The sequence below is a fragment of the Rothia terrae genome, assembly GCF_012396615.1.
Lineage (GTDB): Bacteria > Actinomycetota > Actinomycetes > Actinomycetales > Micrococcaceae > Rothia > Rothia terrae.
In genome coordinates this window covers 203,671-226,464 of sequence record NZ_JAAXPV010000001.1, presented here as the reverse complement: position 1 = coordinate 226,464, position 22,794 = coordinate 203,671, and the positions used below count along the sequence as shown (strand labels likewise).

Annotated in this window: 19 protein-coding genes; 11 read left to right on the top strand and 8 right to left on the bottom strand. The window is 55.1% G+C overall.

Annotated features, from left to right (window positions below; all coding sequences use genetic code 11):
• The first annotated feature begins 42 nt into the window (after positions 1-42).
• Positions 43-891, top strand: coding sequence for a PHP domain-containing protein (locus tag HF984_RS00980; RefSeq protein WP_168613806.1), 849 nt, complete (start codon positions 43-45; stop codon positions 889-891).
• A 75-nt stretch (positions 892-966) separates the two neighbouring features.
• Here HF984_RS00980 and HF984_RS00975 read toward each other — a convergent pair whose 3' ends face one another.
• From HF984_RS00975 to HF984_RS00955, 5 genes are all read right to left on the bottom strand, one after another.
• Entirely contained in the window at positions 967-1,989 is a 1,023-nt protein-coding gene (locus HF984_RS00975) for a DNA-methyltransferase (RefSeq protein ID WP_168613854.1), read from the bottom strand.
• A gap of 39 nt (positions 1,990-2,028) precedes the next feature.
• Positions 2,029-3,624 (bottom strand): DEAD/DEAH box helicase, encoded by a 1,596-nt coding sequence (locus HF984_RS00970; protein WP_343947418.1) that lies wholly within the window; start codon positions 3,622-3,624, stop codon positions 2,029-2,031.
• 296 nt (positions 3,625-3,920) lie between these two features.
• Positions 3,921-4,148 carry a DUF3107 domain-containing protein gene (locus HF984_RS00965; RefSeq protein WP_168613805.1) on the bottom strand — a complete coding sequence of 76 codons (228 nt, stop codon included), beginning with the start codon at positions 4,146-4,148 and terminating at the stop codon, positions 3,921-3,923.
• Between the two features lie 117 nt (positions 4,149-4,265).
• Positions 4,266-4,919, bottom strand: coding sequence for a TetR/AcrR family transcriptional regulator (locus tag HF984_RS00960; protein ID WP_168613804.1), 654 nt, complete (start codon positions 4,917-4,919; stop codon positions 4,266-4,268).
• Between the two features lie 93 nt (positions 4,920-5,012).
• The gene (locus tag HF984_RS00955) at positions 5,013-6,302 is read right to left on the bottom strand and encodes a glutamyl-tRNA reductase (RefSeq protein WP_168613803.1); all 1,290 of its coding nucleotides are present in this window, start codon (positions 6,300-6,302) and stop codon (positions 5,013-5,015) included.
• A gap of 610 nt (positions 6,303-6,912) precedes the next feature.
• Between HF984_RS00955 and hemE the strand changes: the two genes are divergently transcribed.
• The 8 genes from hemE (at position 6,913) to hemL (ending at position 15,962) form a co-directional block, all read left to right on the top strand.
• Complete coding sequence (gene hemE, locus HF984_RS00950) at positions 6,913-8,025, top strand: uroporphyrinogen decarboxylase (protein ID WP_228008182.1); 1,113 nt, start codon at positions 6,913-6,915, stop codon at positions 8,023-8,025.
• Positions 8,026-8,030: 5 nt separating this feature from the next.
• Entirely contained in the window at positions 8,031-9,491 is a 1,461-nt protein-coding gene (gene hemG, locus HF984_RS00945; protein WP_168613802.1) for a protoporphyrinogen oxidase, read from the top strand.
• A 102-nt stretch (positions 9,492-9,593) separates the two neighbouring features.
• Positions 9,594-10,421 (top strand): hydrogen peroxide-dependent heme synthase, encoded by an 828-nt coding sequence (hemQ, locus tag HF984_RS00940; protein WP_247596384.1) that lies wholly within the window; start codon positions 9,594-9,596, stop codon positions 10,419-10,421.
• On the top strand, positions 10,422-11,750 hold the full coding sequence (locus HF984_RS00935; RefSeq protein WP_168613801.1) for a ferrochelatase: 1,329 nt from the start codon (positions 10,422-10,424) through the stop codon (positions 11,748-11,750).
• The gene (gene hemC / locus HF984_RS00930; protein ID WP_168613800.1) at positions 11,747-12,754 is read left to right on the top strand and encodes a hydroxymethylbilane synthase; all 1,008 of its coding nucleotides are present in this window, start codon (positions 11,747-11,749) and stop codon (positions 12,752-12,754) included. The genes HF984_RS00935 and hemC overlap by 4 nt, the downstream gene beginning before the upstream one ends.
• Before the next feature lie 50 nt (positions 12,755-12,804).
• The gene (locus tag HF984_RS00925; RefSeq protein WP_168613799.1) at positions 12,805-13,590 is read left to right on the top strand and encodes a uroporphyrinogen-III synthase; all 786 of its coding nucleotides are present in this window, start codon (positions 12,805-12,807) and stop codon (positions 13,588-13,590) included.
• Positions 13,587-14,594 carry a porphobilinogen synthase gene (hemB, locus tag HF984_RS00920; protein WP_168613798.1) on the top strand — a complete coding sequence of 336 codons (1,008 nt, stop codon included), beginning with the start codon at positions 13,587-13,589 and terminating at the stop codon, positions 14,592-14,594. The genes HF984_RS00925 and hemB overlap by 4 nt, the downstream gene beginning before the upstream one ends.
• Before the next feature lie 42 nt (positions 14,595-14,636).
• Complete coding sequence (gene hemL, locus HF984_RS00915; RefSeq protein WP_168613797.1) at positions 14,637-15,962, top strand: glutamate-1-semialdehyde 2,1-aminomutase; 1,326 nt, start codon at positions 14,637-14,639, stop codon at positions 15,960-15,962.
• 119 nt (positions 15,963-16,081) lie between these two features.
• Here hemL and HF984_RS00910 read toward each other — a convergent pair whose 3' ends face one another.
• From HF984_RS00910 to HF984_RS00900, 3 genes are all read right to left on the bottom strand, one after another.
• Entirely contained in the window at positions 16,082-16,471 is a 390-nt protein-coding gene (locus HF984_RS00910; RefSeq protein WP_168613796.1) for an SRPBCC family protein, read from the bottom strand.
• 12 nt (positions 16,472-16,483) lie between these two features.
• Positions 16,484-17,818 carry a threonine/serine exporter family protein gene (locus tag HF984_RS00905; RefSeq protein WP_168613795.1) on the bottom strand — a complete coding sequence of 445 codons (1,335 nt, stop codon included), beginning with the start codon at positions 17,816-17,818 and terminating at the stop codon, positions 16,484-16,486.
• A gap of 82 nt (positions 17,819-17,900) precedes the next feature.
• Positions 17,901-18,584, bottom strand: a complete 684-nt coding sequence (locus tag HF984_RS00900) for a 3'-5' exonuclease (protein ID WP_168613794.1) — start codon at positions 18,582-18,584, stop codon at positions 17,901-17,903.
• A gap of 148 nt (positions 18,585-18,732) precedes the next feature.
• Here HF984_RS00900 and HF984_RS00895 point away from each other — a divergent pair, with 148 nt between their 5' ends.
• Together HF984_RS00895 and HF984_RS00890 are read left to right on the top strand one after the other, a co-directional pair.
• Entirely contained in the window at positions 18,733-19,230 is a 498-nt protein-coding gene (locus HF984_RS00895) for a hypothetical protein (RefSeq protein ID WP_168613793.1), read from the top strand.
• 58 nt (positions 19,231-19,288) lie between these two features.
• Complete coding sequence (locus HF984_RS00890; RefSeq protein ID WP_247596383.1) at positions 19,289-22,780, top strand: ATP-dependent helicase; 3,492 nt, start codon at positions 19,289-19,291, stop codon at positions 22,778-22,780.
• Positions 22,781-22,794 lie beyond the last annotated feature (14 nt).

Here is a 22,794-nt window from a genome sequence, read left to right as displayed (position 1 = left end):
GCGCGCCCACCATAAACTCCTCTGATTGGCTAAAGTGGAGCTATGGCATACGATCTTCACCTGCATTCTGTGCTATCGGATGGCACACAAACCGTGGATGAGCTTGTCCGCGAGGTTGCGGCTACGGGGCTCACAGGCTTTGCATTGACCGACCATGACACCACGGTGGGGTGGGCTCGCGCCCAAGAGCTTGCTGGTGAGCTTGAACTGGATTTCTTGCCGGGGATGGAGGTCTCGTGTGCAACGGCCGGGCTAAGTGTGCATCTGTTGTCGTACTGTCACGACCCGCGCAATGAGGCGCTGGTGGCTGAAATCGCTAAAGCCCGCGATTCTAGGATCACCCGTGCGCAGAAAATGGTGGAGCTGATTAGCCGTGATTACCCCATCACGTGGGAATCTGTTCAACAATGGGTGGGGGAAGGCGCGACCGTGGGGCGTCCGCATATTGCCGATGCCCTGGTCGAAGCAGGTGTTGTTGCTACTCGATCCGATGCCTTTGCTTCTTTACTGACTCCTCACGGCGGCTACTATGTTCCTCATTACGCAGTGCACCCGGTGGACGCGGTGCGTTTAGTGCGCGATGCCGGGGGAGTTCCGGTGATGGCCCACCCCAGGGCCCGATCTCGTGGAAAAGTTGCATCTGTAGAGCTCATTGAAGAAATGATTGATGCGGGTCTTGCCGGACTGGAAATCTATCATCGCGATAATTCTCCGGAAGATCGAAACGTGTTGCTGGAGATCGCGCGTCAGCATGATTTGTTGGTGACTGGTTCTTCTGATTACCACGGAACCGGTAAACCCAATGTCTTGGGTGAGAACACGACGAATGCGCAGGCAATTCAGAGAATACGCGAGCTGTCGACACGTAATAGACGCGAGGTAAATTCTTAGATCGTTAATAACAATGGTCTGGCGGAATCCTATAAATTTCGCCAGACCATTAACCATTTTACCGTACTACGGTTACTAACTTTTCTGAGACAAAGGTAGTTTTTCCAGAGCTTGTTCAGCTAACCGTTGCTGTTTGGCTCGCTTGCGTTCAGCCCGTTCTTTGCGTCGGGCTTCAAGAACAGCAGTCTCGGCTTCGATGCGTTTTTCAATAGCGCGAGCAGACTTGTGCTTGTCATAGACCGCACTGACGTTCTCACCCATCTCGGTGAGGAGCTTCGCTTTACGCACTCCCACGGTATTCAACCGTTTTTTCATGACCTTGATAGCGGGCGGGTTCTGATCGATACACACAAAACGTCGTCCCAGCTCTGCTGCCGCTGCACCAGTGGTGCCAGAACCGGCAAAGAAATCTAGTACCCAATCGCCCTCACGAGTAGAAGCTGCAATCATACGGCGCAACAGGCCCAGCGGCTTCTGAGTCGGATAACCCGTCTTTTCTTTACCGGTGGGGGAGACAATCGTATGCCACCACACGTCAGTAGGTAGCTTTCCACGAGCAGCTTTTTCAGCCGTGACCAGGCCCGGAGCCATGTACGGCTCACGGTCTACCTCATCGGTATTGAAATAATACTGATCGGGATTCTTCACGTAGACCAAGATATTGTCGTGCTTGGTCGGCCAACGTTTAGTCGACTTAGCACCAAAGTCATAGGCCCACACGATCTCGTTCAAAAAGCACTCGCGTCCAAAAATCATGTCGCACATGACCTTTGCGTAGTGCACTTCTCGCCAATCAAGGTGAAGATACAGGGTTCCATCTTCTGCCAACAGACGATGAGCCTCACGAATACGCGGCTCCAAAAAAGCCCAGTAATCCTCAAAAGTATCTGAATAACTCGACAGCTGAGCGAGCACCGAAGAATACGATTTTCCCGCGAAACCAACCCGGTCGCCCTCACCCTCTTCTACAGGTTTAGTGGTGAGGGTGCGACGGGTCTGAACCTTACCGGTATTAAACGGCGGGTCAATATAAATCATGGTGAAGGACGCGTCTGGAAGCTCGGCGAGGTACGCCAAGTTGTCAGCTTGAACCACCATGCAGTGGCCATCAACATCGAAACGAGTCAACAACGAATCCTATTCGGTCTCGGTGGCAGGCTTACGGCGGCGACGGCGTCGGCGGGCACCGTTTTCAGTTTTCTCTACAGACTTGGTACGTTCAGGCTTGCCCTCCCCACCGCGAGTGCGACGACGCGAAGAAGCTGATGATGAAGACTTGTGCTCAGCACTCTCGCGGTGCTCAGATGTCTGGGTGTTGTCACCGTTTTCGCCTGAACGGGTGCGACGACGGTTGCGAGAGGGACGCTCGCTTGAACGTGAGCTCTTATCGCGTGAACCGCGACCGCCTGTACGACCACCCGAGCGTGAATCACGGTTGGAATCGCGTCCGCCGCGTCCTTCGATGTCTTTACGCTGTGATCCAATGCCTTCGAGCGTCTGCTCTTCCTGAGGCAACTTACCCTTGGTGCCCTTGGGAATATCCAGGTCAGTGAACAGATGAGGAGATGAAGAATAGGTCTCAACCGGCTCAGGAACATTGAGCTCAAGTTCCTGGTTGATGAACTTCCAGCGCGGTACGTCTTCCCAATCAACGAAGGTTACTGCGGTACCCTTGTTCGCAGCGCGACCGGTACGGCCGATGCGGTGCGTGTAGGTTTTTTCGTCCTCAGGCATCTGGTAGTTGATGACGTGGGTGACGTCGTCAACGTCGATACCGCGGGCAGCCACATCCGTAGCTACCAAAATATCAATCTTAGAATCGCGGAAAGCCTTCAGCGCCTTTTCACGCGCACTCTGATTCAAATCGCCGTGCAAAGCAGCAGCCGCGAAACCGCGATTAATGAGCTCTTCAGACAGCTTTGCCGCACTGCGCTTAGTTTTGGTGAAGATGATGGTGCGCCCGCGTCCTTCTGCACGCAAAATACGCCCCACCATTTCATCTTTATCCAAAGGATGCGCGCGGTAGATGACCTGACGGATAGAAGCCTTGGTCTTTGAATCGTCGCCGGGTGCTTCTGCACGAATGTGCATGGGCTTATTCATATAACGGCGCGACATGGTGAGTACCGGGCTGGGCATAGTTGCCGAGAACAGCATCGTTTGGCGTACCTCAGGCAAAGCCGCCAACAGCTTTTCAACATCGGGCAAAAAGCCCAAGTCAAGCATTTCGTCGGCTTCATCAAGAACCACAATCTTCACCTGAGACAGGTTCAAATGGTGCTGACGGTGCAAATCAATCAACCGGCCGGGCGTGCCCACAATAATTTCAACGCCCTTTTCAAGAGCTTTGACCTGCGGATCGTAGGGAGTACCGCCGTAGAGAGTCTCAATACGAGCGTTACGCTGCTTAGCAGCTGCCTTCAGATCAGCACCCACCTGAACACACAGCTCACGGGTAGGCACCACAATCAAAGCCTGAGGAGCACCCGGAGACTTTAGCTTTGCCCAGCTTTCATCATCGCGTCCTACAACACGCTGGATAGCGGGAAGACCGAAACCCAGAGTCTTACCGGTACCGGTCTTAGCCTGACCAATAATGTCATGACCATCCAGTGCAACAGGCAAAGTCAGCGCCTGAATAGGAAAAGGGGTAGTAATGCCCTTTTCAGCGAGGGCAGCGGCGATATCTTCGCGCACCCCGTAATCAACAAAAGTCTTATTTTCTTCCGACACGTCGAAATTCCTTAGAAATGATAAATAGCGCTCTACAGCGCACAATACATACGAGGAAGCCGATCGCGGAAAATGCGTGATGGGCTCGTTATGAGCGAACACATCAAAATGTCTTTGGTGTAAATAATCTTAGAAACGACCGGGCAACCACATCAAGAGACTTCACTAGTCTATACGTTTCACCGAACAAAGAGCCAAAACCCCGGTAAAAATCACGCTGAAAAGTAGACAAAAACCGGTGGTGAGCGTAAAACTATTGACGCTCACCACCGGTTTAAAACCGAATATGTGAAATTCTATTCAGCGAAGCCGAAGCCAATACGACGCTTGTTCTCAGCGCCGAGCTCAACGTAACCAATCTGAGCCGCAGGAACCAGAGTCACTGAACCCTTGCTGTCGGTCAGTTCAAGGACGCCGCCTTCTGAAAGTGTCTGAGCTACCTGAGCCTTGATGGTCTCTGAAGACTCTTGGCTTTCAATAACAATTTCACGCTGAACGTGCTGAACGCCAATTTTGATATCCATCGGAAGTGTACCTTTCTGATGTATTGGATGTCGAGAGACAACGTACACTGTGAATCAGTCTACAGTTATCGGTTCGGCGGTGTATCGCCGCATCTCTAACAGAGAACAGAAAAACTTTTACATCCAGTCTTCGTCAATAATTGAGACGCCACCCCAGGCAAGCTTGAACACGAGTTTGCCAACCTGATCAAGTTCGGCGGGGCTCATGCCGCTTTGCAACGCGTGCTGGGTAGCACTCAGCGCCATGCCCGAGAGAGTGCGGGAGAGCAGAATCGCCTGTTCCTGCGCAAGACCGGCATTCGGTCCGAGAATATCTGCAATATGCTGCGCAATGGAGCGGTACAGTTCTTCGACGCGGTCTTGAACCATGAGATCACCGTGCACATCTGACTCAAAAATCAGACGGTAGCCCTGAGGATTTGAACGAGTGAAGTCGAAGAAAGCCACCAGCATGCCCTCAACACGGTCACGGTTCACTTCGGTTTCATACAGCGGAGATGTCACAGCAGAAACAAAATCTGAAATCTGCTCATCCAAAACCGCCAGATAAAGATCCTGTTTGCCGGTGAAATGCTGGTACAGCACGGGCTTTGAAACCTGAGCTTCTTCTGCCACATGTTCCATAGTGGTCACATGGTAGCCCTGCGACGAGAACACACGAAGAGCGCTAGCAAGCAACTGCTTGCGGCGAAGTGCCTTAGGTAGACGAACGGTGCCGCTACCTTCCTTAGAAGAAGTGCGGCGCGGTTTACGAGTTTTTGCTTCAGCCATTTTTAATATCCTGGTCTAGATGTAAATACATGCAAGATCAGCAGGAATTCGTTACACAGCGGGGGTTTGTTTAACGTCCTACCAACGAAGTCGCTAAGAAGCGTTACGCTTCTGCTCAGAGACTTGGGGCTGCTGAACATCAATGCCGTAGAGAGCATCGAGTGCAGCAATATAATCTGCTGTGCGACCTTCTTGAGCTAGCTCACGCGCGCGTACTGTTGGGGTGTGAAGCAAAGACTTCACCATGCGACGCATTGCAAACTCCACCTGTTCTGCGGCGGCGCCGCAACCAAACTGACCGCGAACTTTTTGCAGTTCGGTTTCAAGAACAGACATTGTGTGTGCTCGGAGAGCAACGATAGCAGCATCCACGTTTCTCGCCTTTTCTTTTTGCGCAAAGTCTGCGCTGGCGGCGTTAACGATGGTGCGTGCCGTTTCTACTGATTCCGCTGTTTCCTCGGGGGCAGCCAATCGGACAGACTCCAGGGTGATGAGGTCTATCTCTGGCATGTCAGCCACAGCGGGATCAAAATCTCGGGTGAGGGCAAGGTCTAGAATGACGCGCTTGCCCGCAGGAATTTCGTTGGGGTGCAGGGGAGTGGAACCTCCCGAGCAACCAATGATGACATCAGCTTTTTCCATGGCCGGATGTAGCTGATCAAGAGGAACAGGGGAGCCGCCGCGTTTTTCGGTGAACGTTTCTGCGCGGTTTGAACGGGAATACACATAAATTTCGGTGCATCCTCGATCGCGTAGAGCTGCCATCGTGGCGCCCGCGTATGCACCGGTGCCGAAGACCAGAGCGGTGCGGTGTGCCCAATCGCTGTCAGAAACTTCGTCAGCCAAATCAAGAGCCACGGAGACAACCGAGCGTCCACGTGAACCCAGGGCAGTTTGCTGACCCACCTGACGAGCGGTGTGCGCGCCCCTGTCGAAAAGTCGTACCAGATTACCCGTAGCGTAGCCATCGTCTTGAGCGGTTGAAATAGCGCGTCGTACCTGACCGGTAATTTCGCGCTCACCGACAACAGCCGATTCCAGGCCGGATGCCACCGTAAAGAGGTGGTGCGCGGCTCTGTCATCGATAAATGTTTCAAAGCTGGTAGCTACAACCGACAAAGAAAGCGATGACGTGCGAGCAATATAATCAAATATCTTTTCGCTGATAGTTGCTACCTGAGTAGCAATAAATTGCTCGGTTGAAGAAGGTGGGGTGGTTACCTCAACGTAAAGTTCAAGACGGTTGCACGTTGATAAGACCACAGATCCATCAATATTTTCTTCACGCAAATATTCAGGTAGACCAATAACACCGTTGCTCAACTGGGCAACGGTTTCTAAGTCAACTGACTGGTGCGATGCTACAAGGGTAAATATTGTCATGAAAATTTAGGTTCTTATTTCGAGAACTCATCAACAGTATCAAATATTTTGGGTTCTGCCCTATTAGATAGCTAATACAGGGAATGCTGTACCCATAAGAGGGAGCGAGGTGGGGTGCAGATTGCTAAAAATAGTGAAGGAATAAGGGGATTCTTACGTGCTCTGCGGGTAGCTATCGTATGTAGATGCTAGGGATCGATTTATCGGGAGTGTAAAGTCCTTCGCAAACACAGCGGCGGCAAACAGTCCTTCTCTCCCGGTTCGCTTCGCTCCCAGGACGATTCATGCCAGACCCAGCCAGTTTGCCGCCCGTTGTTTTTGCCGCCCGATTGTCACCGAGAGAAGTCTTTAAGACCGTTTGCAAAAAGAGCAACGGGCGAGTGCACTGCTTGTCCCTGAGGTGATTCGCCCTTTGTAAGCATAAGACATTGATGATGAAAGTGCCGTTAATTTGTGAGATAAGAGCGTCTGAAGCATTACCTAAATTTTTGTCAGGACGCATGTATGAAGGGTCCGAAAACCTGCGAGGCAGGGGACAAAACGCCATGCCGGTACTTTCGGTGACACTGTGTCTGCAAACTTCAGCTCATTAATTGGCACAATGGTGAATATGCCTAATTCTTTAAACCAGCGTCCGCTACTGACGGATGCACATCTCTCACTGCTTTCACCGCAGCATCCACTGCGCGCGGCGAACACCGCGGATTCCGCAATGTTGCAAGCTCTGACGGGGCGCGCCTCCGCACACACACCCGTGTGGTTTATGCGTCAGGCAGGACGCTCGCTACCTGAGTACCGTAAGGTACGCGAAGGTATTCCGATGCTGGACTCCTGCCTGAACCCTGAATTGGCTGCTGAAATTACGGTACAGCCCGTGCGCCGTCACCAGGTGGATGCCGGAATTTTCTTCTCGGACATTGTGGTACCGATGAAGCTTGCCGGCGTCAACGTTGATATCGTGCCCGGTCGTGGCCCCGTGCTTGATGTGGCAATCGATAGCATGAGCGATATCGATAAGTTACCTGAACTTGAAGACTCTGCTCTTGATGTTATCCGCGAAGCTGTGTCTAACACCGTCGAGCAGCTTGGGTCTACCCCGCTTATTGGCTTTGCAGGCGCTCCCTTTACCGTCGCGGCCTACATGGTAGAAGGCGGCCCCTCACGCGATCACCTCAAACCGCGCACCATGATGCACGCGAACCCTGAGGCGTGGGCAAAACTAGCCGCGTGGGCTGCTCGTACCTCAGGCCAGTTCCTGCGTGCTCAGATTGAAGCTGGCGCATCAGCAGTTCAGCTCTTTGATTCCTGGGCAGGTTCTTTAGGTGAGGCCGACTACCGCCGATTTGTGCAGGAGCACTCAGCAACCGCGCTGTCGATGGTCGAAGAATTCGGTGTTCCCCGCATCCACTTTGGAACAGGCACCGCGGAACTTCTACCCGCAATGCATGAGGCTGGCGCCGACGTCATGGGCGTTGACTACCGACTGAGCCTCTCCGAAGCTAACCGTCGACTGGGCGGCGGCATCCCTCTTCAGGGCAACATCGACCCCGCGCTGCTTGCCTCGGGAAGTGAAGCCCTGTTCGCGCACGTCGACCAGGTGCTTGAGTCAGCTCAGGCAGCTCCGACTCACATCGCTAATCTCGGTCACGGCGTACCGCCGAGCACCGACCCTCAGGTTCTCACCGATCTCGTTTCATACATCCATACGAACACAAAGAAGTAAGAATCATGGCAGTTTCACCCGCTTCATCATCAACCGAACAAAGTGTGCTCGTCGTAGGTGGCGGCATCGCCGGTTTGCTCTCTGCTCGCATGCTGGCACGCAAGGGCTTTAAAGTCACCGTTGTTGAGGGGCGAGCGCACTTAGGTGGTGCGGTGGGCTCCCACCAGCTTGCGGGTATGGTGCTGGATGCCGGTGCTGAATCTTTTGCAACGCGCTCTACGGTTGTCTCTGATTTGCTACAGGAGCTGGGGCTCAAAGATAAAATTGTGTTGCCGAATAGCTTGGGTTCCTGGCTGTATCTTCCCACGGGAGCTAAGCCTTCGCCCAGCACCGGTTTGATGGGTATTCCCGGTAGCTTTGATGATCCCGCCTTGAAAGCTACCCTGAGCGCCAGTGGTATTGCTCGCGCTCGCATGGATAAGTTTTTGACAGCATCCGTGGGAGCGAAGGCTAAAACGCTGGGTGAGCTGGTACGGGCACGTATGGGTCAACAGGTGCTGGATAATCTGGTAGCGCCTGTAGTTTCAGGTGTTCACTCGGTGCACCCCGATAAGCTCGATGTTGATGTTGTGACTCCTGGCCTCAAGGACGCAATGCTGCGCCTGGGTTCTTTGGCTGCAGCGGCGGGCTCCATTCGTAAAGCGGCTCCCGCGGGGTCTGCCGTTGCGGGTATCGAGGGTGGCATGAACCAGCTGTCTGAGGCTTTGGTGCAAGATTTGCAGCGCATGCACGTGCGCATCATGACGGGGTTCAACGTTATTGCTGTAGACCGTGATCCCGTGACAGGGGAGTGGACCTTAATCCAGCGCCGCTCGGATGTGGGGGCGCGTCCTATCGCTATCTCAGCACCCAATCTCGTCATGGCAACAGACGGTCCCACCGCTGTGCGTATTTTGGGCTCGCACCTTCCCGCACACGCGGTGCCCTCCATCAAGGCCGGGCCCGAAATTGCTTTGGTCTCACTGGTCGTTGATAAGCCTGAACTTGATCGCGCACCGCGCGGCACCGGCCTGCTCATTTCAGATCAGGTGACGAACGTTCGCGCAAAAGCCCTAACCCACGCATCGGCAAAATGGCAGTGGGTTGCCGACAAACTGGGCGAAGGACGCCACGTTGTCCGCCTGTCGTACGGCCGCTCCAGCGACGCCAACTCGCCGCTGAGCGAGGTAGCCTTGCACGATGATCAGCTCATTACGCTGGCACTGCACGATGCCTCAAAGCTGCTGGGCACTAATATCTCTCCCAAACAACTGGTGGACGCCGACGTTGTGCGTTGGCAGGGCGCGATGCCCGCGCCTAAAGCCGGTCATAAAGAAAAGATCGTTGCCTTTAGACAGTCACTGGACCAGCTAGAGGGGGTCTGCGCCGTTGGAGCATGGCTTTCGGGCACCGGACTTGTAGCGGTTACCAAAGACACTCACGCTGTCATCGAAGCATACGCCGATGAACTGTTGAACCACCACTAAAGACTTGCTGGTTGAGAACAACCGGCACACTATTAGCCCTGCACCGCAAAACGGTGCCCGGCAAACTCACGCACAAGCTGTGAAATGAAAGGAATTATTCACATGGCACACCACGGCAAGCCCGAAGAGCACGCACACGAAACCGCTGGCGGTTCACACCCCGCGTATTCTCACAGCGCACACGGACGTCCCGCTATGCCCACCGCCAAGGACGCTCACGGCAAGATCCAGGGGCAGCGCCCCGGTGAGGTAGCGGAGGGTGACAGCCAGTTCCACTACGCTCTTTACACCGTTTTTGCCCGCGAAGGCGCACCGAGTGCTACCGCTAACTCAGCAGAAGCAACTGCAGAGCTCAACGCTGTGGTCGAAAATTTGAAGTCTCGCGGAGTCACCGTTCGTGGCTTCTACGATGTTTCAGCAATGCGCAATGACGCTGATGTTATGGTGTGGGTTCACGGCGAAAAGCCTGAGGAACTTCAGGCAGCAATCCGCGATATCCGCCGTACCGATGCTTTCTTCGGCACCAAGATTGTGTGGTCAACAATGGGCGTGCACCGCGATGCTGAATTCTCAGCCGGTCACACTCCCTCCTTCGCTAAGGGTATTGACCCCGAGAAATGGGTCTGCGTTTACCCCTTCGTTCGTTCATACGACTGGTACACCATCAACCCCGAAAAGCGCCGCGAGATTATGAAGAATCACGGTATGAAAGGCATCGACTTCCCCGAGGTGTTGCCCAACACCATCGCAACCTTCGGCCTGAACGACTACGAGTGGCTCATTGCTCTTGAAGCTCCCGAACTCGTTCTGCTCGTTGATCTCATGCGTTCATTCCGCAACACCGAAGCGCGCCTCTACGTTCGTGATGAGCTGCCCTTCTACACCGGTCGCCGCATCGAAGCTGGCGAGGTCGCAAAGGTACTTGCCTAAATGACTGCAACCGTACCTAACGACGTTCGACCCAACCGCACTGACCCTCACAACACCGCGTCTAACGGACCTGCTGTGCTTGATGAGAACAGCGCACCGGATTTTCACGGCGAAGAAAACCTTGAGCGTGCGCGTTCACAGGCACCTGAGGATTACGACCTCGTGATTCTGTCATCGTTTGGCGGTCCTGAAGGTCAAGACGACGTGATTCCCTTTTTGCGCAATGTCACCGCAGGACGCGGGATCCCCGATGAGCGCTTAGAAGAAGTCGCTACTCACTACCGTGCTAACGGCGGTGTCTCACCGATTAACGAGCAGAACCGTGCCCTACTGGCAGCTCTGCGCGAAGCCCTTGAGACGCGCGGGCCCAACGTGCCTATCACCTGGGCTAACCGTAACTGGGAGCCCTACGTCAACGACGTGGTGCAAAAGGCATATGACGACGGCGCCCGCAAAATTCTGGTGCTGGCAACTAGCGCTTACCCTGGCTACTCATCGTGCCGTCAGTACCGTGAAGACTACGGTATGGCACTTGAGAAGCTCGGGTTAGAAGGCAAACTTCAGATCGATAAGGTGCGTCAGTTCTGGGATGCCCCCGGTTTTATCAAGTCATTTGTGGATGGCCTGGTGGACGGTCTGACTGAGGTGCGTTCCGGCATTGCCTCTGCAGAAAAAACAGCGGCTGGCAATGGACGCGTTCGCATCATGTTCTGCACACACTCGGTACCCACTAGCGCAGCGAATGAGGCTGGCCCCCGCGGGGTAGACTACGAAGGCGGTAGCGCCTATGTAGAGAAGCACCTTCAGGCTGCTCGCGCTGTACTGGCAGGTGTAGAAGCGGTTGATCCCGCTTTGTTGGATAACGTTGATTGGGAGCTGGTCTACCAGTCACGTTCAGGCCCGCCCAGCATGCCCTGGCTTGAACCAGACGTTAACGATGCCCTTGAAAAGCTTGAGGGTGAGGTTGACGGTATTGTACTGGTGCCTCTGGGCTTTGTCTCTGACCACATGGAGGTCAAGTGGGATCTGGACACCGAGGCTCTTGACACCTGCAAGAACCTGGGATTCATCGCCACGCGTACTCCCACCCCGGGTGTGCACCCCGAATACATCGAGTCCTTGCGTCAGCTCATTGCCGAACGCGTAAGCTCAACGGCAAGTTCTCAAGACCCTGCTGAGCTCGAACAAAACCGCGATTCCGTGTGCGGATCCCGCGGTTGGTTTGATGCCTGCAACCCCGATTGCTGCAAGTCAGCGCGGGCTAAGGTCGACCGTCCCGTGATCGCTAACTATCAGGGCGACGACGCTCAGGCAGGTGCTCGCTCATGAGCAAGTACCTGCTAGGCACCCGCGGATCAGCGCTGGCTCTCACCCAGTCAGGCATGGCAGGGGCACTCGTTGCAGAAGCCGGGGACTTCGACGTCGAGCTCAAAACAGTGAAAACTGAAGGGGACGTGCTCACCGGCCCGCTCTCGCAAATGGGCGGTACCGGCGTGTTCGCCGCAACCTTGCGTATGCGCATCCTTGATAGCACCGTCGACTTTGCGGTTCATTCACTCAAAGACCTACCCACCATGCCCGCTGAAGGCTTGGTCGTAGCCGCTATTCCCGAGAGGGAAGACCCTCGCGACGCCCTGTGCGCTCGCGATGGCCTGACCTTAGAGCAACTTCCTGAAGGTGCTCGCGTGGGAACCGGCTCGCCGCGTCGTGCCGCGCAGATCCTTGCTCTTCGCCCCGATATTGAGATTGTTGATATTCGCGGCAACGTGGGAACTCGCCTGGCGCGCGTGAAAGGTCTTGAAGAACACGGAATCGCAGCGCACGGTTTGCACGGTGAGAAAAAGCTGGGTGCCATTACCGGCGACTGCGATGCCGTTGTGCTGGCTGCGTCCGGCTTGATTCGTTTGGGCAAAGAGGACGCGATTACCGAGTACCTAGCGTGCGATAAGGTACTGCCCGCTCCGGGGCAGGGGGCTTTAGCCCTTGAGACCCGCTCCACTGAGTTCGGTGCTGAAGGCGATCAGCCCAGTGAACTGGCGAGGGCTCTGGTTGCCGTTGACCACCTTGAAACCCGTTTGGCGGTCACCGCTGAACGTGCGCTTTTGCGTCGTTTAGAGGCTGGATGCGCCGCCCCGGTAGGCGCTTACGGGCGAATTCAAGATGGTTCTTTGGTGCTCGATACTCTGGTCGCGCATCCGAATGGTACGCGCACCCTGCGTCATCAGGATTCAACGTCGGATATGAGCGTTGAAGCTGCCTACGAACTCGGCGTGCGAGTTGCTGAGGCACTGTTAGACCAGGGCGCCGCAGAGTTGGCTGGTCTAACCCTGTGACCTGTACAGACCGCAGGGTTCTTATCACCCGCACGCATGGGGCAGCTGGTGTGTTCGCGCAAGAACTTGCCAGCTGCTCTGGTCGGTTAGCGCCTGTGGAGCTTATCTATGCGCCTGTTCATGAGGCTGAGCTTTATCAAGGGGCGAAGGCTGAGCGTGAGGCATTTTTAGGTAAAAACTTTCGTTGGGTCACCTTTACCAGCGCTAACGGCGTTCTCGCAGCTGAGGCTGTTTTGCATCAACCGCTGAGTCAATTTTTAGCGTCGTTAAAAGTAGCTTGCGTGGGCAAAGCTACGGCTCGTGCACTGGAAGGCAGGGGAGTGAAAGTAGACTTCACACCCACAGTTTCCGATGCCGCCCACCTGGCGAGTGAATTGCCAGAGACAGCTGCTGATCACGCGAACCGTGCTGTACTGTGCGTTCAAGGAACGAACGCTCGGGCAACCCTTACGAAGGGGCTCACCTCAGCGGGGTGGGAGGTTACTCCGTGGAATGTCTACACCATGAGCCCGTACCCCTGCCAGAACCCGCTGAACACTCGGGAAGCAGACGCTGAACTTACCAATGTGCGGATTGACCAGGCCGTTGAAGAACTGCCGTCGGTAAGAGCAGTGGTCGCAACAGCTCCCTCCCTGCTAACCGGGCTTTACGAAAGTTGGCGTTTAGCGCAAAAGGAGCCCGACACCGAGTTTCCGCTGGTCATCGCCATTGGCGCAACCACTGCCCGCACCGCTGAGCAACTGGGACTACGCGTCGTGCAATCTCCTACACCTTCGCCCAGCGATCTAGCGCAGACAACCATTGACAGTATTGAAAAGGAAGACAACGCATCATGAAAAATCTTGATTTAGCTTTTCGACCGCGCCGCGCGCGTACCACCGATGCTATGCGAGCACTGACTGCCCAGACTTCGCTGGAACCTCGCAACATGATTCAGGTTCTCTTTGTGCGAGATGGCATTGATGCCCCGGTAGCCATCGAATCTATGCCCGGACAGTATCAGCACACCCTAGACAGCCTCAAATACGAGGTACGTCAAGCTATCGATGCAGGTATTGCGTGCGTTGACCTCTTTGGCGTGCCGCGCGATGAAGACAAGGACGATGAAGGTTCAGTAGCGTGGGCTGAGGACGGTATTCTCAACCGCGGTATTCGTGCTCTTCGCGAAGAATTCGGCAACGAGATTGTCATCATGGCAGATACCTGCTTGGATGAATTTACTTCTCACGGTCACTGTGGCCCGCTGGTCACCGATGAGTGGGGCAACGAGGTTGTTGACAACGATCGCGCTGTGGAATCTTACTGCAAGATGGCTGTTTCACAGGCGAAAGCAGGTGCGCATACTGTGAGCCCCTCGGGCATGATGGACGGTCAGGTCGGCGCAATCCGTGCGGCTCTTGATGATGCCGGATATCCCGATGTTTCTATCATGGCGTATTCTGCAAAATACGCATCAGCGTTCTTTGGTCCTTTCCGTGACGCCGTCGGTTCAACCTTTAAAGGCGATCGCAAGACGTACCAGCAGGACCCCGCTCAGCGCCGAGAGGCACTGTTGGAAGCTCAGCTGGATATTGAAGAGGGTGCTGACTTTGTGATGGTCAAACCCGCCATGGCCTACCTTGATATCGTGCGTGAACTTGCCGTTGTATCACCGGTTCCCGTCGCCGCTTACCAGGTCTCTGGCGAATACGCGATGATCGAAGCAGCAGCAGCTAAAGGCTGGATTGACCGTGAGCGCATTGTCACGGAATCGCTGATGGGCATTCGCCGCGCCGGCGCCGATATCATCTTGACCTACTACGCGACCGAAGTTGCTACCTGGCTGAACCAAACCAAGTAAGCTGACAACACCACTGTTTTCACCGTCGAAAGAAGATAACACATGACTCATAACGAAGAGCTTTTTGAACGTTCTCGTCGCGTAATCCCCGGCGGCGTGAACTCCCCCGTGCGTGCATTCAACTCTGTGGGCGGCACTCCCGCGTTCATGGTGGATGCCGAAGGCGCCTACCTGCGCGATGCTGACGGTAAAGAGTACGTTGATCTCGTGGGGTCTTGGGGACCTGCGATTTTGGGTCATAAGGACGCTCGCGTCATTGATGCTGTACACACCGCAGCTGATCACGGGCTATCCTTTGGTACCTCAACAGAATCTGAAACTCGTTTAGCTGAGCTGGTCATCGAGCGTATTAACGCTGTTACTCCCGGGGCTATCGACCAGGTTCGTATGGTCTCAACCGGCACCGAAGCCACCATGACGGCAGTGCGCCTGGCACGCGGTTATACGTCCCGCGACAAAATCATCAAGTTCGCTGGCTGCTATCACGGACACGTGGACGCCCTGCTCTCAGAAGCGGGCTCAGGCGTAGCTACCCTGGCACTGCCGGGTTCCGCAGGCGTCACCGCCGCAACTGCAGGGGAGACCATCGTCCTGCCCTATAACGACAAGGACGCCCTGCGCGCAGCTTTTGAAACCTACCCCGGTGAAATCGCAGCGGTCATCACTGAATCAGCGCCCTGCAACATGGGTGTTGTCACCCCTCACGAGGGATTCAACAAAACCATTCGCGAGCTCACTACCGCAAACGGTGCCCTCATGATTTTCGATGAAGTTCTTACGGGCTTCCGCGTCTCATCTGCAGGTTACTGGGGCTTTGCATCACCCAACGACGGCGGCTGGGTTCCCGACCTCTTCGCTTTCGGTAAGGTCATTGGCGGCGGTATGCCCATCGCTGCGCTCGCCGGAAAGCGCGAGATCATGGAATACCTCGCTCCCACCGGACCCGTCTACCAGGCTGGTACTCTCTCGGGTAACCCCATCTCTATGGCAGCGGGCATCGCCACCCTCACAGCCGCAGATGCTGCGGCGTACCAGCATATCGATGAACGCTCAGCTCAACTCCAGAAGGCTTTGACTGAAGCATTCAACGATGCCGGAGTGGACCACTCCATCCACACGGCTGGCAACCTCTTCTCGGTGGCTTTCGGTACCTCTGCCAACGGTGTTCACAACTACGATGACATCAAGGCAAGCGAGACCTTCCGCTACAACGCGTTCTTCCACTCCATGATGGAATCAGGCGTCTATCTGCCGCCGAGCGCGTTTGAGGCATGGTTCCTCTCCGCCGCTCACGATGATGCTGCGATGGATCGCATCATCTCGGCTCTTCCTGCAGCGGCTCAAGCAGCGGCATCAGCCACCGCATAAGCGTCACGACTCATCAGACAGGGCACCTGAAATTTTCAGGTGCCCCGTTGCTGTTTATAGATTTGTGCGCCATAGCGGTGTTGCGGCGAGGGCTGTAGATTACCGCGATTTTCTGTCTTTTACCGCTCTAACAGCTGAGCAAGCGTCTCTAAATCTGCAGCCACAGCACGACAATCGGCGGCGAACTGTTCATCGCTCATCTCTAGCTGTCGCACCGTAAAGATGATTTCAGAACCCTGCGGATGCGGTATGACGCGCATTGGGTTGTAGAAAGTTGCGCCGTTCTCGGTGATGACCTCGTGGTCTAGCACCCCAGAACTGTTGGTCTGCACAAAGCGTACCTGCACGCGTCCAAAAGGAGCCTGCGCAAAATACCTTCCGTTATCCTCAGTCACAGTTGAAGTCGCCAACCCCGCGGCCCAGAGCGGCAGGGTGAACGGATTACGCACATAGTCATACACCTTCTGCGGGGAGGTTCCGATGATGCGTGAAATATGTTGAGAGACCACGGCTGGTTGTTCCTAACGCATGTGTTGATCGGCTCTGAGAGAGCCAAGCTTTTGTGTATCGCGATCGTACAGCCAGTTTTTATCCATCATCAAACGAGCTGCGGCAAGTCCCATACCGATGGCGGCGAACACCAATATCACTTGCACCATTCCTGCGAGCGCCGAGGTGACATCGCCGTTACTAAAGTGAGCCATCGACATATAAAACAGCACGCCTGGAACCATGGTGACCACCGCGGGCACAGAGAGTGAAACGCGGGAGATTTGACGGTGATGAAGCGGCGCAATAACTTCTGCCAGCAAACCGGCGACAAACGCAGCAATAGCAACGGACAATTGGGGTGCTAAACCGGCATCCGTCAGCCACACGCGTGCGGGGTTAACCAGTGCAGCGATAACTCCTGCCCACGTGCAGGCCAGCGGAGTTGCATTGAACAGCATGGCAAAACCGACGGCGGCACAGAAGGACGCGATGATTTGCAAAGCTACGAGCGCAAGCACCGGAAGCCCCAAATCAGGGGCAGTTGATAGCGGCACATCAAAAAGAAAGGACAGGAGCCAAATCGCGAAGGACGCACTCATCAGCATCAGCACCACGTACGTTAGGCGCGAGAGCCCTGCTGAGATATCCATTCGCGCTAAATCCAGCATCCCGGTGACCAGCGGAAAACCCGGCACCAGAAACAGAACCGAAGAAATGAAGCCCACCATATGGTCGGCAGAAATAAGCCCAGCGGAGCTGAACCCCGTCATCACGGCGATATATAAACCGGCGGAGAGCACCCCGCACAGAATCCACACCGCCATATGGTTAATGTGCCGGTGAAGTAGCTGAGAGCGAAGAAACTGACCTGCGCAGGCGGCAAAAAACACCACGGTACACTCCAGCAAACCACCGCGGTTCATGAACGCAAAAGCCGCACACGCTATACCGGCAATCAAGGCCAAAAGCCACGGCGCATACAGCTTGGGCAACGCCTCAATACGGTCGAGAGTGCGGTTTGCAACCGCCGGCGAAATCTGAGAAGGCAAAGCAGAAACAAACTCGCCTAAAGCATCGATGCGATGCGCATTGATTCCCACGGCGCGCTGTTCGGAAATTTCAGTGCGGTAAAAACCCTTGGCATAGGACGTCGTAGAGATTTCAGTGAATGATACCTGCGCATGATGCTCGGTGAGTCCAACAGCACGAGCCAACCGAGCCATCGACGACTTCACTCGGTACGCGCTCGCGCCCGATGCCATCAGCATCATACCCAGGCGCATCACCACCGCAGACTGTTGAACGAGTTCCTCATGTTGTAGGCGAGAAGAGCCCAGAGTGATACTGCGGGTAAAATCATCCATCGCTATCTATCCTGAGTGTCGAGATACGAAAACAAGAAAATATCGGCCGCAGAATAACCTGCGACCGATACGTGAATCTGAGCTATCGAACAGGCCAGGTGCCGTCTATATCTGCCTGCTTTCCAATACGATCAAAGTACGCCTGAAGGTCAGCTGCTTGTTCCGCTGCCCAGCCAATCTGCGCATTGTGCAAGGTGACCGCGTCCTGCTCAAGTTCATCGGGGTACTCAAGGCTCATCGCGGTGAGAACACGTTCAGCGGCAATAGCATCTGCGGTTGATGAGTGCGCATTATCAAGCTCGACATTGTATTCTTGCGCCAGTACTTCTAAGGTGCGCTTGCCCTTTTTGAACTTATGTACCTGCTTGTTAATAACCAGCGGGTCAAGAACAGGGAAGGCGGTGAGCGGCGGAAAACCGTAACGAGAAAGCTCGTAGTGCATGACCGAAAAATCGTAAGCGGCGTTGAAAGCAATCACAGGCACACCATCAGCAAACAGACCGCCGAGCGCCATAGCAACTTCGTAGGCGACCTGCTGGCCGGGCTTACCGTTAGCCTTTGCGTATTCGGTGGTAATGCCGTGAACCTTAGAAGCTTCTTCGGGGATTTCTACGCCCGGATCTGCCAGCCACTCAGCCTGACGGATAACCTCACCTTCAGCATCCACCAGAATAAGGGATGCGGTGACGATTCGAGCGGTGCGCACGTCGATGCCGGTGGTCTCTAGGTCAAAGGTGGCGCGGGGTAGTTCAGTCCATGAAGTCATGTTCTAAGAGTACAACGCGGGGCAACTGTGGGCGAGTACATGCGAAAAGATGCTGTTTTGAGAAGGTGTCTTCACGAGAAGTTTTAAGTCACGGATGGTTGAGCAGACTATACTTATAAAGCGTACTTATTGTTGGAAGGGGGAAAGCATGGCTCAAAAATTTAGTAGCGGCTACTCGCATGGAAGGGGCAGCCGAGAAGAACAAATCATGCAAGCTATCAACTGGGGTTTGGAGTTTGCGGCTTCACGCAATCAGTCGAGTTCACATCGTAAAAAATCAAAGTTATCGCAGGCACTGTTTATCGCGCAGCAGGTCAACAAATTCAAAAATGGTTCAACGCGTGGCACGGGGTTTAGACGCGGTAAATCAGCGGACTACCATCAGGGGTACGACCGCGGTTTCCAAGACGGTATGCGCCAAGCCGGTGGATCGCGTCCGGGGTACTCCAAGCCAACCGGTGGGTTCTTTGGCGGATTCGGGCAGGGCAGTGCCCAGCAACAGAATCCCTACAGTCAAACGCATCACGGGTACAACCCCTCTAACGAGCACCAGCGTGGCACCTCATCGCAGAGCGCCGGCCTGTACGCGGCTGAACAGTTAGCCCGTCACTTGCCCACAGTGCTCAAAATGATGAAGAAAAAATAAAGCCGAGAGATCTCAAAAACGTTCTTATTTTGTCAGTGGGTGCTGAAAGAATAAGAACATGAGCACTTCTTTGCACAACACGATGGACGCCGCTAACCGCTTGAAAGAGGTGAGCGGTGTTCATTTTATTGCCGGAGCACCGGGCACGGGAAAGACGCGCGCGCTGATTGAACGAGCCGCGCAATTCATTGAATCCGGTGGTAATCCTGCGCGACTGCTAGTGCTCACCCCCTCGCGTGCTAGTGCAACTCGCGTCCGCGAAGAACTGACAGCCCGCGTGAACACCACCATGTCTTCAGCTCCGGTGCGCGCATGGCAGGCATACGCCTTTGATGTTCTACGCCGCGCTCATATTCTGGAGCTCCTACCGGGTCTAGAGTTTGCACCCAAATTGCTCTCAGGCCCTGAACAAGATGTGATGATCCGCGAACTTCTTGAGGGTCACAGGCAAAGCGGGTTTGGCCCTCACTGGCCTACGGACTTAAGTGAGGCTTTGCCAACCAACGGTTTTCGCCATGAGATTCGCGATTTCTTTGACCGTATGGCCGAGTACAATCTGGACGCGGGCGCCGTCCAAGAACTAGCCAGCCGGTATCAGCACCCTGAATGGGCAGCAGCTGCGCAACTTTACACGGAATACCGACAAATTCGTCGTTTGCGCGCCCCCAACGCCTTTGACCCTGCGGCACTCATCCACGAAGCCGCCCGGGTCTTTGTGGCTAACCCCGAGTTTTTAGCTGACGAACGCGCTGCATTTGACCTGATTCTAATTGATGATTTGCAAGAGGCAAGCCCGTCGATCTACAGGCTACTCAGTATTGTGTGCGGCCACCAGCTTTCCCTTGTTCTCGCTCAAACAGCGCAGAACATGACGGTGGACGCCGACGCCCTCGCGCAAGCTTTTACCGTTGAACCCACCGTGTATATGACCGCCTGCACTGACACCGTGGTCCAAGGTTTCCGCGGCGCGCGCCCCGACATGATTGCCCGCGTCCGCGATATTTTCACCGAGGTGAATGTTCACAAGCTCAAGACCTCGTATCGAATGAACGCTGAAATCGCGGGTGCCTGGTCTGCATTCGCTCACCGCATTCCACCTGCTGTAGCTGGTTTGGACGCCCCGCGCGTCCTTGAACAACCTGAAGAAACTGAACTGATACAGCAAGAACTTTTGCCACTGGGCGATGACCACGAGCTACTAGATCTTGAAAAATCAGCGGGAAATGACCTAGCTGTTGAAGCACTAACCGTTGATAGCCCGCAGCACGAAGGTGCCTTGCTGGCTCAGATGATTCTCGAAGACCGCCTCCACCGCGGTAGAAGCTACCGCCGCAGCGCCATTATCGTGCGTAACGGTGCCGATATCTCTCGTCTCAAGCGTGTACTAGACGCCCAGGGAATCCCCGTTGAAGTATCGGCTGCCGAGACTCCTGTGCGTGATGAACCTGCGGTACGTCCCTTCTTAGATGCCCTAGCGCTTATCATTAATGCCGCTGCTTCTCAGCCTGAGGATGATGCGGACGGCGCACTCACTATGAATACAGAGGGGAGCGCCGCGCACGATACCGAGGCTGATACCGCCGCTGAGAACGCGCAACCTTCATCGTCCTACGCCCTGGGCTATGAAAACGCCGTCGCGTTGCTGTCCTCGCGCTTGGGTGGAGCATCCACCATGGACATCCGTAACCTCAGGCAGCTGCTGCGCGGGCAAGAACTTCGTGCCGGTGGCAGCCGGAGCTCAGAAACCTTGCTAGTGGAGTGTCTGACTAACCTTCCTATGATTCCTCGCGGACGCGACGGCGCCGCCGCCCGGCGTGTAGCGAAAGTTCTGTCGGCGGGCACAGAGGCACTTCATGTTCCCGGGGCTACCGCCGAAACTGTGCTCTGGGCTTTGTGGGATGCCAGCGGCCTGGCTGAGATGTGGCGAGAAATTTCTGCAGAAGACAGCACCGCAGGCCAACGAGCACACCGCGATTTGGACGCCATGATCGGTCTGTTCGAGGCAGCCACCCGCTATGTTGACCAGATGCCAGGGGCTACGGCTGCGCAGTTCTTGGAGTACATTGATTCGCAAGATTTGCCCATGGATACCCTGGCAACCCGTTCGACGGCGCAGGACGCTGTGGCTTTGTTGACCCCGGCAACGGCAGCTGGACGCACATGGGACATTGTGTACGTTGCAGGTCTTCAAGACGGCGTGTGGCCCAACACGACAATTCGCGGTTCTTTGCTGAGCACTCAAGAGTTAATCGATACCGTTGAATTTGGTGGGGACATTGCCCGCACCATGACTATTTCTCAGCGGATTCGCGATACCCGATACGATGAATACCGCATGTTCTCCACCGCGATTTCTCGTGCTGAATACAGACTGGTGTGCACAGCGGCGTCCTCAGCAGACGATATGCCCTCAGAGCTGATAGATATTGTGGCACCTGCAGTGGGCGAAAAACGCGTCAATACTGAAGTTCGACGCCCGCTGACCCTGCGTGCCCTGGTGGCTGAGTTGCGTCAATGGGTCGCTGAAGAGGACCGCAACCCGGTGCGTGCCCATCACGCTGCTGTTTTGCTCAACCGCCTCAATAACCCGGAACAAACAGCCGGGGTAGAGGTTCCCGGTGCGCACCCGGCAAGCTGGTGGGGCCTGTTACCGCTCTCCTCAAGCGGGCCCATCTTCACCCGCGAAGAACGAGTGAGAATCTCACCGTCGCGCGTTGAAACAATTCACCGTTCGCCACTGGATTGGTTTGTTCAAGCCGCGCGCGCAGAAGCTCTCACTGACGTCTCACGCTCCATCGGCTCGCTGGTACACGCTATCGCTGAAGATCTACCGCAGGGCACTGAAGCGGAGCTCCTTGCTGAACTGCGTACCCGCTTTGAAACCCTCCATCTGCCCGATACCTGGGAAACTCAGCAACAGTTTGACCGCGCTCAAGAGATGATGCGTCGCTTCGCATCCTACGTGCAAGAACTCTCGACCAACGGACGCGAGCTCGTCGGCGTAGAAGGCTCCTTTAGCGTGATTGTTCCCGGACCAGCAAAAGACGCTATTTTGTCTGGACGCGTGGACCGCCTTGAGGTCGACCAGGCGGGTAAATTTGTGATCATTGACTTGAAAACTGGAAAGAGCAAACCCACCAAGAAAGACCTCGAGGTGCACCCGCAGCTGGCTGCTTACCAGGTAGCTCTCGAAGCCGGTGCTGGCCAGCAAATGAACGACGATATTGAGGCGATCCACGAAGGAAAAGACCACCCCTATATCGCCGAGGATGAAATGCCCGAGCTGGTAGGTTTGCACGAAATGACCGGTGGAGCGTGGCTCATTCAACTGGGCGATAAGAGCACCAAGGTCGATACCTTCAGCCAGAAACAAGAACCGCTGAACCCAGACACCGGGCAGTGGGCGATTGAGCTCATTAACCGTGCCGCCGAGCTGATCTCGCACGATACTTATCAGGCCCGTCATACTGCCGATGGAGGCTTTAGCATCGGCTGTAAGCTACCAGAAATCTGTCCCTTGTGCGCTCGCGGCCGTCAAGTAACGCAGTAGGGGAAAGAGAAAGA

Excerpts from the sequence above, each read along its gene's own strand:
- HF984_RS00980 (WP_168613806.1), top strand. The coding sequence starts at position 43 with ATGGCATACGATCTTCACCTGCATTCTGTGCTATCGGATGGCACACAA.
- HF984_RS00975 (WP_168613854.1), bottom strand. The coding sequence starts at position 1,989 with ATGGTGGTTCAAGCTGACAACTTGGCGTACCTCGCCGAGCTTCCAGAC.
- HF984_RS00965 (WP_168613805.1), bottom strand. The coding sequence starts at position 4,148 with ATGGATATCAAAATTGGCGTTCAGCACGTTCAGCGTGAAATTGTTATT.
- HF984_RS00960 (WP_168613804.1), bottom strand. The coding sequence starts at position 4,919 with ATGGCTGAAGCAAAAACTCGTAAACCGCGCCGCACTTCTTCTAAGGAA.
- HF984_RS00955 (WP_168613803.1), bottom strand. The coding sequence starts at position 6,302 with ATGACAATATTTACCCTTGTAGCATCGCACCAGTCAGTTGACTTAGAA.
- hemE (WP_228008182.1), top strand. The coding sequence starts at position 6,913 with ATGCCTAATTCTTTAAACCAGCGTCCGCTACTGACGGATGCACATCTC.
- hemG (WP_168613802.1), top strand. The coding sequence starts at position 8,031 with ATGGCAGTTTCACCCGCTTCATCATCAACCGAACAAAGTGTGCTCGTC.
- hemQ (WP_247596384.1), top strand. The coding sequence starts at position 9,594 with ATGGCACACCACGGCAAGCCCGAAGAGCACGCACACGAAACCGCTGGC.
- HF984_RS00935 (WP_168613801.1), top strand. The coding sequence starts at position 10,422 with ATGACTGCAACCGTACCTAACGACGTTCGACCCAACCGCACTGACCCT.
- hemC (WP_168613800.1), top strand. The coding sequence starts at position 11,747 with ATGAGCAAGTACCTGCTAGGCACCCGCGGATCAGCGCTGGCTCTCACC.
- hemB (WP_168613798.1), top strand. The coding sequence starts at position 13,587 with ATGAAAAATCTTGATTTAGCTTTTCGACCGCGCCGCGCGCGTACCACC.
- hemL (WP_168613797.1), top strand. The coding sequence starts at position 14,637 with ATGACTCATAACGAAGAGCTTTTTGAACGTTCTCGTCGCGTAATCCCC.
- HF984_RS00905 (WP_168613795.1), bottom strand. The coding sequence starts at position 17,818 with ATGGATGATTTTACCCGCAGTATCACTCTGGGCTCTTCTCGCCTACAA.
- HF984_RS00900 (WP_168613794.1), bottom strand. The coding sequence starts at position 18,584 with ATGACTTCATGGACTGAACTACCCCGCGCCACCTTTGACCTAGAGACC.
- HF984_RS00895 (WP_168613793.1), top strand. The coding sequence starts at position 18,733 with ATGGCTCAAAAATTTAGTAGCGGCTACTCGCATGGAAGGGGCAGCCGA.
- HF984_RS00890 (WP_247596383.1), top strand. The coding sequence starts at position 19,289 with ATGAGCACTTCTTTGCACAACACGATGGACGCCGCTAACCGCTTGAAA.